Below are 11,735 nucleotides of genomic sequence, written 5' to 3'. Positions count from 1 at the left end.
CACGGTCGCGCGCAGAGAGGACGGCCGCCTTGGACCTCTACGAACACGAGGCGAGAGACCTGTTCGCCGCCCACGGAGTACCGGTGTCCGCCGGGCTCGTCGCCCGGACGCCCGAGGAAGCCCACGACGCCGCGGCGCGGATCGGCGGGGCCGTCGTCGTCAAAGCGCAGGTCAAGACCGGGGGCCGGGGCAAGGCGGGCGGCGTGCGGTTCGCGCCGACGCCCGACGACGCCGCCATCGCCGCGGCGGCGATCCTCGGCCTGGACATCAAGGGGCACACGGTGCACAAGGTGCTGGTGACCGCCGCCAGCAAGATCGCCCAGGAGTACTACTTCTCGTTCCTGCTGGACCGGGCGAACCGGACGTTCCTGGCGATGGCGTCCGTCGAGGGCGGCATGGAGATCGAGGAGATCGCCGTGTCCAAGCCCTCCGCGCTCGCCAAGGTGCCCGTCGACGCGCTCGCGGGCGTCGACCTGGCCAAGGCGCACGAGATCGCGGCTGCGGCCGGACTCCCGCCCGAGGTGGCGCCGGTGGTCGTCGCGCTGTGGGAGGTGTTCGTCGCCGAGGACGCCACCCTGGTCGAGGTGAACCCGTTGGCGCGCACCGAGTCCGGCGAGATCCTCGCGCTGGACGGGAAGGTGACGCTGGACGACAACGCGGCGTACCGGCATCCGGGCCACGCGGTGTTCGCCGATGAGCACGCGGGCGACCCGCTGGAGCGGGCCGCGCTCGACCGGGGCCTCAACTACGTGAAGCTGGACGGCGAGATCGGCGTCATCGGCAACGGCGCGGGGCTGGTGATGTCGACGCTCGACGTCGTGGCGCAGGCCAGCGCCGAGATGGGCGGGTCCGGGCCGGCGAACTTCCTGGACATCGGCGGCGGCGCGTCGGCGAAGGTGATGGCCGACGGGCTGGAGATCATCCTCGGCGATCCGGGCGTGCACAGCGTGTTCGTGAACGTCTTCGGCGGCATCACCGCGTGCGACGCCGTGGCCGACGGGATCGTGCAGGCGCTGGGCATCCTCGGCGACCGCGCGCACAAGCCGATCGTCGTGCGGCTCGACGGGAACAACGTGGAGGCGGGCCGCAGGATCCTGCATACCGCAGACCACCCGCTGATCACCTTGGCGGACACCATGGACGGCGCGGCCCACCAGGCGGCCGCGCTCGCGGCTCAGGGGGTGTGAGATGGCGATCTTCCTCAACGAGGGCAGCCGAGTCGTCGTGCAGGGCATGACGGGCTCCGAGGGCACCAAGCACACGCGGCGGATGCTCGCCGCGGGCACGACCGTCGTGGGCGGGGTGAACGCGCGCAAGGCCGGGCAGTCGGTCGACTTCGACGGGCGGTCGCTGCCGGTGTTCGGGGACGTGGCCGAGGCGATGGCGAAGACCGGCGCGGACGTGTCCGTGCTGTTCGTGCCGCCGCGGTTCGCCAAGGACGCCGTGGTCGATGCCGTCGACGCCGGGATCGGCATGGCGGTGGTGATCACCGAGGGCATCCCGGTACACGACACCGCGGCGTTCTGGGCGCACGCGGTGAGGTCCGGGCGGACCAGGATCGTCGGGCCGAACTGCCCCGGCGTCATCTCCCCCGGCAAGGCGAACGCGGGCATCATCCCGGCGGACATCACCAAACCCGGCGGGATCGGGCTCGTGTCCAAGTCGGGAACCCTGACGTACCAGCTGATGCACGAGCTGCGGGACTTCGGGTTCTCCACGTGCGTCGGCATCGGCGGCGACCCGATCGTGGGCACGACGCACATCGACGCCCTCGCGGCGTTCGAGGAGGACCCGGAGACCGAGCTGATCGTGATGATCGGCGAGATCGGCGGCGACGCCGAGGAGCGGGCGGCGGAGTTCGTGCGGGACAACGTGTCCAAGCCGGTCATCGGGTACGTGGCCGGGTTCACCGCGCCCGAGGGCAAGACCATGGGGCACGCCGGGGCGATCGTGTCCGGCTCGTCCGGCACGGCCGCGGCGAAGAAGGAAGCCCTGGAGGCGGCGGGGATCCGGGTCGGGCGGACGCCCGGCGAGGCGGCCGCGCTGGCACGGGCGGTGCTGGAGGCGTGAACCCGCTGGGCCCACCCCGGTGACGGGTGGGCCCAGCAGGGGTTCGGGAGCGGGGGACGGCGCTCCCGAAGGCTCACACGGCGGCCGCCACCAGCCCGAGGCGGTGCGCGCCCGTGTAGACGTTCATCGACGTGCCGCGCAGGAACCCGACCAGCGTCAGCCCCATCTCGGCCGCGAGTTCCGCCGCGAGCGACGACGGCGCGGACACCGCCGCCAGCATCGGGATCCCGGCCATGACGGCCTTCTGCACCAGTTCGAACGACGCCCGGCCGCTGACCATCAGCACGGTCCCGGCGATCGGCAGCCAGTTCGCCCGGCTCGCCCAGCCGACGACCTTGTCGACCGCGTTGTGCCTGCCGACGTCCTCCCGCAGACACAGCAGATCGCCCGTGGCGGAGAACAGCCCCGCCGCGTGCAGACCGCCGGTCCGGTCGAACACCCGTTGCGCCGCACGGAGCTTGTCCGGCAGCGACGACAGCACGGGCAGGCCCACGCGCAGCGGGTCGTCGCGGACCGACCACGTCGACGCGGTGCGCACGGCGTCCAGGCTCGCCTTGCCGCACAGGCCGCAGGACGACGTGGTGTAGAAGTTCCGCTCCAGCGACGGGTCCGGCGGCGCGACACCGGGCGCGAGGTGGACGTCGAGGACGTTGTAGGTGTTGACGCCGTCGGCCGTCGCGCCCGCGCAGTAGCGGATCCCGGCGACGTCCGACGCCCGCCGGACCACGCCCTCGCCGACCAGGAACCCCACCGCCAGGTCGAAGTCGTCACCCGGTGTGCGCATCGTGACGGTCAGCGGGACGCCGCCGACCCGGATCTCCAGCGGTTCCTCCACGGTCAGGGTGTCCGGGCGCGCGGTCGCCCTGCCGTCCGCCACGCGGAGCACTCGCCGTCTGGTCGTCACTCGTCCCATTGGTCCACCAGTTCGTCGTCGGGGTCCGGCAGAGCGCGAGGCAGTCCGCCAGGAGTCGGTGCAGCACCTCGTCGCGGCGGTCCCCCGCCTTGAGGGCCGCGACCCTGGTCGCGTGGGCGACCACGGTGGGGGCGAAGAGCTTGCCGCGCACGGGATTGATGCCCGCCAAGGTCGTGCAGTGCAGGACGAGGTCGACGGTCGGCGCGCGGGTCGTGTGCAGGAGTTCGGCGGCGAACGGCACGAGCAGTTGCCTGCCCTCGTCGGTGCACTCGTCGTTGACGGCCCTGGCGATCGAGGCGAGCACCGGGTGGACGGCGGCGGGGCGGTCGGACCAGACCTCGCCCGCCAGCGTGGACACGAGTTCCAGCAGGCACTGGCCGTGGCCCGGCGTCGGGTGCCTGCCGCGCGAGAGCCTCGTCATGGCGTCGGGAGGAGTCGGGTGCGGCCGGGCTGGGTCAGGGCCCTGGTGAGCAGCGCGCCGACGAGGCCGACCAGTCCGGCGGCGATGAACGCCACCGGGTAGCCGTGGGTCGTGACCACCGCGCCCGCGACGCCGACGCCGAGCACGCCGCCGAACGCCTTGGCGCTGTAGAGGACGCCGAAGTTCTGCAAGCCGCTCTCCTCGCCGAAGTACTCGCGGACCAGTGCGACCAGGAGGGTGTAGCCGCAGCCCGTGCCCAGGCCCGCGAGGCACGCGCCGAGCAGGAGGGCGACCGGGCGGTCGTGGGTGCCCGCCCAGAGCAGCAGGAACTGGGCGGCGCTGCCGGTGAGCAGGGACAGGTACCAGGTGCGGCGGCGGCCGAGCCGGTCGGAGACGCGGCCGACGAGCACGCGGCCCAGGCCCGTGCACGCCGCGAGCGCGCCGAGGGCCAGGTGGGTGCCGCTGAACGTGGCGAGGAAGGCGAGGTCGAACAGCAGCACGGCGGCGGCCAGTGCGACGGCGACGAACATCGGGCCCGCCGCTCCGCTGCGCAGGGCTTCGACCGGGAGGAACTGGCGGACCGCGGACTGATTACGCCGCCGTGCCTTGTCCAGTGCCCACTTCTGCGGCTCCACGTCGGCGGGCCACCAGTGCTTCGGCGGGTCCTTCAGCGTCGCCCCCGCGACCACGATGACGACCAGTACGACGGCCGCTGCCGTGTCGAGGAACAGCATTCTGTTGTCTGTATGCAGTACAAGTCCGGCGGCGATCACGAAGGGCACGCAGCCGTAGGCGAACGCGCCGCTGACGACCCCCACCTTCGCCGCCACCCGTTCGGGGAACCAGCGGACCACCGTGCCCACGCAGGCCGCGTACACCAGGCCCGCGCCGACGCCGCCGAGCAGCGAGTAGCCGAGGTAGACGGTCCACAGCGGGCCCGCGTGCCCCAGCGTGGCCAACCCGATCGCGCACAGGACCCCGCCCGCGACCGCCGCCGGAGCCGGGTCGAGCCTGCCCCGGTCGCGCAGCCACATCGCGGGGAACACGGTGGCGGCCTGGCACACCGTCCACAGCGCCAACGCCCACACCACGTCGGCCAGCGGGTGGGTGTCGACCAGCACCGGCACGACCGCGCCGAAGCCGTACTGCTGCACGCCCGCCGCGAGCATCGCCGCCCACGCGGGCCACAACATCCAGTTCCGGGACCGCCCCAGCAGTTCCCGGTCGGACTCGCCAACGCGGTAGCGCCTGCCGTAGACGTCCCGCATCTCCTGTGATTCGGGCATTTTCCACCCACCAACATTGGAGATCGTATACAGTATTAAGTAACCTCTTGTATAACACCGCCTATGCCGGATGTCCACGCCGGGAGCGCACAGATGACCACTTGGCCGGAAGCCCGCCACCAGGCACACACCACAGCCACCCCACTACCCCCGACCAAGCTGTCCCTGGCAGAGGCCCTGGGCACCACCCTGGCAACCCCTCTCACCGCCCACACCCCCATGCCCGCGTTCGACACAGCAGCAATGGACGGCTACGCCGTAGCTGGCCCACCCCCGTGGACCGTGATCGGCGAGATCCTGGCGGGCCAACCACCGCTGCCACGACAGACCAGCAACGGACCGGCCCACACAAGCCCACCGAAGCGACTCACAGCCGAAATGGCGATGGCGACAGACCGGACACCCGACCCCCACCAGCCTCGACCCGAAGACCCGCACACCGGAGCACCCATCACCCCCGAACCGGCCACGGTGGGGAGCAGTGAGCCACCCCCGACCCTCTCGGCACCGTCACCCGGACTGGAGGCGATCACCCATCACGCAAGGGCCCCGCACCCGACCACCCCAAAAACGGCCCCTTGCCACGCAGTAACCACGAACGCGGCGACCCCACGCCTGAGCACAATCCCCCCACAAGCCACCGCCCAGGCAACAACCCCTCCACCACCCCGCGTGGGACCGGCTTCTCGACACCCGGCCACCCAGGAATCCGCTCCGGATCCCATCGCCCCGACAACGACTCCCCCGCGCCCAACAGTCCCGCCCCACCTCGCCACTCCGGCAACCCATCCAGACACAACCGCCCTGGCAACAGCTCCACGCGCGGTCATCCCGACGACAGTCCCGCCCCACCTGGCCGCTCCAGAAACCGACCTTCGACACGCGTCCACGCTGGAAGCCGCTCTGCCACAAGCACCCACCGCGACAACCGCCTCACAGCACATGCCCATCTCGGATGCGGTCCCGCCGCCTGTGGCCACCTCGGAAACCCACCTCCGACACGCGACCACTCCGGCCATGGCCCTGCCACGTGCACTCGCTCCGGAAACCAATCCTCAGCACGCACCCACCCCAGCCCCACCACGCGCAACCACCCTGACAACTGCCCCACAGCACGAACCCACCGCGAAAGCGGTCCTACCGAACGTGGCCACCGGGGAAACCGGCTCTCAGCACACGCCCGCCCCGGAAGCGGTGCTGCCCCCTGTGGCCACCGGGGAAACAAGCCCTCAGCGCGTGCCCAGCTCGGAAGCGGTGCTGCCGCATGTGGGTGACTCGGAGGCCGAGCCTCGACGCGTGGTCGACTCGGCCGCAGTTTCGTCGCACGCAGTCGGGCCGGAGACCGCCGCTCGGCCCGCGATGCAGCACACCACTCATCATCTGACCGCTGGTGGCCCGCAGGCCTCCAACCCGTGTTGCATACAGAATCCTGGCGACCGTAGTCGGTCCACGGGCAGCATCACCCTGGCTCCTGGACAAGCCGTTGGGATCGCGACCGGTGCACCCGTTCCCCGTGGTGCGGAGGCTGTGTTGCCGGTTGAGCGGGCTGTGCGGATTGGGATGACTGTGGTTGGGGAGGTTCGGGCTGGGCAGCACATTCGGGTTGTCGGGGAGGACTGGGGGGCTGGGCGGGAGTTGTTGGCCGGCGGGACCGTTGTGTCGTCCGCTGTGCTCGGGTTGGCGGCTGCTGTGGGGATGGACTGGTTGTGGGTTCGGCGGCGGGCGCGGGTGGCTGTGGTGGTTACCGGGGATGAAGTTGTGTGCTCCGGGGTGCCTGGGGACGGGTTTGTGCGGGATGCGATCGGGCCGGTGGTGCCGGGGGTCGTGGCGAAGGCCGGTGCGGAGCTGGTGGAGGTCGTGCACGTGCCGGATCGGGTGGAGGCGCTGGTCACGGCGTTGCGGAGGGATGACGTTGACGTGATCGTGGTGTGTGGGGCCACGTCGAAAGGGCCCGCTGATCACCTTCGGGTGGTGTTGGGTGAGTTGGGGGCGGACGTGGTGGTGGCGGGGGTCGAGTGTCGGCCGGGGCATCCGCAGTTGTTGGCCGCGTTGCCCGGAGGGCGGTACGTGGTCGGGTTGCCGGGGAATCCGTTCGCCGCCCTGGCGGCCTGCGTGACGCTCCTGGAGCCGTTGCTCGGCGCGTTGGCGGGGCGCGCGCCCAAGCCCGCGGTGACTGCGGAACTGCGGGAAGGCGTAGTCGCGCATCCTCGGGACACGCGTCTTGTTCCCGTCGTCGTGTCCGGTTCGACCGCCACGCCCGTCGGGCATGACCGACCGGGCACGCTGTGGGGGGCCGCGTTGGCGGACGCGCTCGCCGTGGTGCCTCCGGGGTGGACCGGCGGGCCCGTGGAGCTGATCGACTTGACCGGGTAGTGGAAACGCAGGCCTCACCCGGCTCGTGGCGCACTAGGATCGGAGGTTCAGGCCACGCGACCCCGAGGTGAGCTGCACTCCCATGTCCCACACCTTCGGCGTCGACCTGCGCGGGATGATCGACCTGCTCAGCCACCACCTGTACAGCAGCCCCCGCGTCTACGTGCGCGAACTGCTCCAGAACGCGGTCGACGCCATCACCGCGCGCCGCGAGCTGGACCCGGACGCGCCCGCCGAGGTGCGGATCGAGCCGAGTGAGACGGCCGGGGGTGTGCTCCGCGTCACGGACACCGGAATCGGGCTGTCCGAGCGCGAGGTGCACGACCTCCTGTCGACCCTCGGCCGGACGTCCAAGCGGGACGACCTGGGGTTCGCCAGGCAGGGGTTCCTGGGCCAGTTCGGGGTGGGCATGCTGTCCGCTTTCCTGGTCGCCGAGGAGATCCGGTTGACCACTCGGTCAGCGCGGGGTGGACCGGCGGTCCGGTGGACGGCGGACGCGTCCGGCAACTACCGGGTGGAGGTCGACGACAGCGCGCACGACGCGATCGGCACGACCATCGAGCTGGTGCCGAACCGCGACGCCGAGCACTGGCTGACGACGGACATGGTGCGCGCGCTGGTGACCGAGTACGGGGACCTGCTGCCGGTGGCGGTGCACGTCGCGGGCGAGGTCGCCACGACCGGCGAGCTGCCGTGGGCGCGGCGGTCGGAGGAGACCGGGTCCGACCTGTCCGAGCGGATGGCCGACTACGGCGAGCGGCTGTTCGGGTTCCGGCCGTTCGACGCCATCCCGATCGAGGTCCCGACGGTCGGGTTGACCGGGGTCGCGTTCGTGCTGCCCGAGGGCGTCCACCCCGGCACGCGCCAGTCGCACCGGGTGTACCTGAAGCGGATGCTGGTCGGCGACGGGGTCGAGGGCCTGCTGCCGGACTGGGCGTACTTCGTGCGCTGCGTGGTCGACTCCTCCGCGCTGCGGCCGACCGCGAGCCGCGAGTCGCTGTACCAGGACGAGACGCTGCTGGCCGTCCGCGACGAGCTGGGCAAGCAGGTGCGGGACTGGTTGGTGCGCCTGGACGCGACCGACCCGGACCGCACGTCGCAGCTGCTGTCGGCGCACCACCTCGGCATCAAGTCGTTGGCGCGCGCGGACGACGAGATGCTGCGGCTGGTCGAGCGCTGGCTGCCGTTCGAGACGACCGAGGGCGCGGTGCCGCTGCGGCAGTTCCGCCGCGTGCACGGCACCGTCCTGTACGTGCCGAACGTGGACGAGTTCCGCCAGCTCGCGCCGGTCGCGCAGGCGCAGGGCATCGGCCTGCTCAACGCCGGGTACGCCTACGACGTCGAGATCCTGGACCGCCTGGTGGCGCTGGACGGCACGGCGGCCGCGCGCCAAGTCGCGCCCGGTGAGCTGCTGGCGGCGCTGGACCACCCGGAGGCGCTGTTCGACTCCGAGCTGAGGTCGCGGCTCGCCGAGGCGCGCGGGGTGCTCGACCGGCACGACTGCGAGGCCGTGACGCGCGACTTCGACCCGGTGTCGCTGCCCGCGCTGCTGATCTCCAACGTGGACGGCGAGCGCAAGCGCGACGCGGAGGAGATCTCCGGCGACGCCGACCCGCTGTGGGCGGAACTGCTCGGCGAGCTCGTGGGCGAGGAGTCGACCGCGAGCCAGCAGCTGGTGCTGAACTGCCGCAACCCGCTGGTGCGCAGGCTGGCCGCGCTGTCGGACCCGGCGCTGGTCGAGCTGACCGTGGAGTCGCTGTACGTGCACGCGCTGCTCCAGGCGCGCCGCCCGATGCGGCCGAAGGACACCGCGGCGCTCAACCGCTCGTTCCTGGAACTGCTCAACCGGGCCGTGGGGGACCGTTGACCGACAAGCTCGCCGCCGAGGAGCAGTTCACCGAGGCCTACCACCTGCCGCCGGGCATGCCGCGCCACGAGGCGCTCGAACGCGCGGCGCGGGCCGCGGACGCGGCGGACCACCAGCAGTTGGCCGTGTCGTGCCGGGTGGCGCTGATCCGCTCCTGCTACGACCTCGGCCGCTACGACCTGATGCTCGCACCGTTCGCGTGGTGCACCGCCGCGGAGAAGCGCGGGGCGGAGGACTTCGGGCGCTGGGAGTCGCACACGTTCGACTGGTGCCACAAGTGGATCGCGAACGGCCTGCGCCGTGACCCGAGGTTCAGCCTCGCGCAGCTCAACGCCGTGGTGGAGCAGTTCGCGGACCGCTACCGCAAGCACGGGTTCTCGCAGCAGCCGGTGCACGGCGTGCGCGCGACCCTGGCGCTGCACGTCGGCGACGACGAGGCGTACCGGGAGCACCTGACCCGGTTCCTGGCGCTCGACCGCGGTCCGATGAGCGACTGCGAGGCGTGCGTCGTCGAGGACCAGGCGTCGCACCTGACCCGGCTCGGGCGGCACGCCGAGGCCGTGGCGCTCGCGGAACCCGTGCTGCGCCAGGACTCCACGTGCTCGACGCAGCCGCAGGGCATCCTCACGGCGCTGCTGCCCGCGTTCGTCGCGCTGGGCGACCACGAGCGGGCGAGCAACGCGCACCTGGTGTCGTGCAGGCTGGTCAAGGACGACCCGCTGTCGACGTACCTCAACGCGCACCTGGAGTTCTGCGCCACCTCGGGCCACGTCGCCCGCGGCGTGGAGTTGCTCTCCGGGCAACTCCACCGGGTGCGGAGCTCCACCAGCCCGGCCGAGGCGATGGACTTCGCCGCGTCGGCCGCGCTGCTGCTCAGCCGGGTCGAGGACCACGTCGGGTTCGAGGTGCCGCAACCGGACGGCGTCACGACCCGCACCAGCACCGCGCCGGAGCTGCGGGCCGAGCTGGAGGCGTCCGCGCTGTCGTGGGCGAAGCGGTTCGACGAGCGCAACGGGACCAGCGCCGTGAGCGACCGGGTGCGGGAGACGTTGCTGCGCCCCGATTCCGCGCACGTGCCGCTGGCCGTCCCGGTGCTCACGCCCGCGGAACTCGTGGAGGAGCCGGAGGAGGCCGACCTCGGGGCGGACCCGGTCGAGCTGGCGGTGCGGGCGAACGCCGCGTTCGACGCGGGCGACTTCGTCACCGGCAGCAGGCTGCTGCGGTCGCTGCCCGCGGACATGGACGCGCTGCTGCCGGACGCGCTCGCCGCGCAGCTGATGGCGAAGCGGTTGACCGCCAACGCCTCCCGCATCCCGCGCGAGCAGCTGCTGGACGGGTTCGCCGACGTCGTCGACCAGCTCGACGAGGTGGGCGAGGCGGACCTGGCCACCCGCTACCGGGCCCGGCTCGCGGTGTGGCGGCTGCCCGAGGACGGGCTGGCCGCGAGCACCGCCGTGGCGCGGGAGTGCCTGGCCGAGGCGGACCGCGACGGCACGGCGTTCACCGCCGTGCTCGTGCGGCTCGTGCTGGCGGAACTGCTGGACCACGCGCACGACCACCAGTCCGCCGAGGCGCTGATCGCCGAGGCGTACTCGCAGGCGTTCGACGACGCCCCGGAACTGCTGGCCAGGGTGCGGATCGACAGCGCGGAGCACCTGGCCCGCAAGCAGGACCTTGACCTCTCGCTGGACGCGGTCACGACCGTGCTGGCCGACGAGGTGCCGGAGAGCGTGCGGTTCGACGGGCTGCGGATCAAGCTGCGGCTGGAAACCGTGCTGGGCAAGGGGGAAGCGGCGATGCGCACCGCCGAGGTCCTCGTCGCCCGGTCCGCCGGGTATCCGGGGCGGTGGCGCGCGGAGGCGCAACGGCTGCGGGCGATCACCGTGGAGGAACTCGGCCTGGAGGCGACGCACCTCGGCGAGCTGCGCGAGGCCGTGGCCGCGTGCCGCGAGTTCGGCGGCGAGGCGCACACCGCGCAGGCGTGCTACTCGCTGAGCGGCGGCTACCTCAAGACCGGCAGGCTCGTCGAGGCCGCGGAGACCCTGGAGGAGGCGCTGCGGCTCGTGCAGTCCGCGCGCGCCGAGGCCGAACTCGGGCTCCAGGTGCGGTTCCGGCTCGGCCAGACGTGCGCGCAGCTCGGCGAGAACCAGGCCGCGCTGCGACACCTGACGACCGCGCTGGAGCACATCGCCGAGGACGAGCACTGGCAGCGCGCGGTCGCGCTGGACGCGCTGGCCAACGCCCGCCGCAGGCTCGACCAGCTCGTCGAGTCGTCCCGCACCTACGCGGAAGCGGCGGAGTGCTGGGAGCTGATCGACCAAGCCGGCGAGGCCGCCGGGTCGTGGGTCGAGGCCGCGAACGTGTTGCCCGCCACCGAATCCACCGAGGGACTGGCCGCGCTGGTGCGCGCCGAGAACCTGCTGCCGGACGTCGAGGAGGACGGGGCGCGCACGCACGTGACCGCCCGGATCGCCGCGATCCGGGCGTTCCTGCACGCGCACGCGGGCGAGTTCGGGCTGGCGATCGAGCAGAACGCCCTCGCCGAGCAGGCCGCGATCGAGCTGGAGGACGTGGGCTGGCAGGCGTTCCTGGTCGCGCGCGGCGGGCGGTTCCGGCTGCGCTCCGGTGACGCGGCCGCGGCGGAGACCGCGGCGCGGCGGGCGGCGGCGCTGCTCGACGACGGGACGCCGAGCGAGGTCGTGGCCGAGGTCGTGTCGGTGCTGGAGGACGCGCTGACCGAGCTGGACCGGCCGAGCGGCACCGATCCGCTGGTGCGGGCGTTGACCTCGCGGCTGGAGGGCTGAC

At 72.4% G+C, this 11,735-nt stretch carries 8 protein-coding genes; 5 read left to right on the top strand and 3 right to left on the bottom strand.

Going from position 1 to position 11,735, the window contains the following annotated elements:
- The first annotated feature begins 29 nt into the window (after positions 1-29).
- Positions 30-1,187: an ADP-forming succinate--CoA ligase subunit beta gene (gene sucC, locus ACFWW9_RS20420; RefSeq protein WP_390379857.1), complete on the top strand. Its 1,158-nt coding sequence runs from the start codon at positions 30-32 to the stop codon at positions 1,185-1,187.
- 1 nt (position 1,188) lies between these two features.
- Positions 1,189-2,070: a succinate--CoA ligase subunit alpha gene (gene sucD, locus ACFWW9_RS20415; RefSeq protein WP_390379854.1), complete on the top strand. Its 882-nt coding sequence runs from the start codon at positions 1,189-1,191 to the stop codon at positions 2,068-2,070.
- 73 nt (positions 2,071-2,143) lie between these two features.
- On the opposite strand, the gene fdhD is transcribed toward sucD, so the two are convergent.
- From fdhD to ACFWW9_RS20400, 3 genes are read right to left on the bottom strand one after another with little or no spacing between them, the layout of a single operon-like run.
- Positions 2,144-2,947 (bottom strand): formate dehydrogenase accessory sulfurtransferase FdhD, encoded by an 804-nt coding sequence (fdhD, locus tag ACFWW9_RS20410; RefSeq protein ID WP_390379851.1) that lies wholly within the window; start codon positions 2,945-2,947, stop codon positions 2,144-2,146.
- Positions 2,838-3,404 carry a hypothetical protein gene (locus ACFWW9_RS20405; protein ID WP_390379848.1) on the bottom strand — a complete coding sequence of 189 codons (567 nt, stop codon included), beginning with the start codon at positions 3,402-3,404 and terminating at the stop codon, positions 2,838-2,840. Before ACFWW9_RS20405 ends, fdhD begins: the two co-directional genes overlap by 110 nt.
- Complete coding sequence (locus tag ACFWW9_RS20400) at positions 3,401-4,690, bottom strand: MFS transporter (protein WP_390379845.1); 1,290 nt, start codon at positions 4,688-4,690, stop codon at positions 3,401-3,403. Before ACFWW9_RS20400 ends, ACFWW9_RS20405 begins: the two co-directional genes overlap by 4 nt.
- A gap of 63 nt (positions 4,691-4,753) precedes the next feature.
- Here ACFWW9_RS20400 and ACFWW9_RS20395 point away from each other — a divergent pair, with 63 nt between their 5' ends.
- From ACFWW9_RS20395 to ACFWW9_RS20385, 3 genes are all read left to right on the top strand, one after another.
- The gene (locus tag ACFWW9_RS20395; RefSeq protein WP_390379842.1) at positions 4,754-7,063 is read left to right on the top strand and encodes a molybdopterin-binding protein; all 2,310 of its coding nucleotides are present in this window, start codon (positions 4,754-4,756) and stop codon (positions 7,061-7,063) included.
- 82 nt (positions 7,064-7,145) lie between these two features.
- A complete protein-coding gene (locus tag ACFWW9_RS20390) occupies positions 7,146-8,930 on the top strand; it encodes an HSP90 family protein (RefSeq protein WP_390379839.1) in 1,785 nt (594 codons plus the stop codon).
- Positions 8,927-11,734 carry a hypothetical protein gene (locus ACFWW9_RS20385; RefSeq protein WP_390379836.1) on the top strand — a complete coding sequence of 936 codons (2,808 nt, stop codon included), beginning with the start codon at positions 8,927-8,929 and terminating at the stop codon, positions 11,732-11,734. Before ACFWW9_RS20390 ends, ACFWW9_RS20385 begins: the two co-directional genes overlap by 4 nt.
- Position 11,735: the final 1 nt, after the last annotated feature.

The sequence above is a fragment of the Umezawaea sp. NPDC059074 genome (assembly GCF_042738955.1).
Lineage (GTDB): Bacteria > Actinomycetota > Actinomycetes > Mycobacteriales > Pseudonocardiaceae > Umezawaea.
The sequence above is the reverse complement of the archived record's forward strand: the minus strand, read 5'-3'. Positions and strand labels throughout refer to the sequence as shown.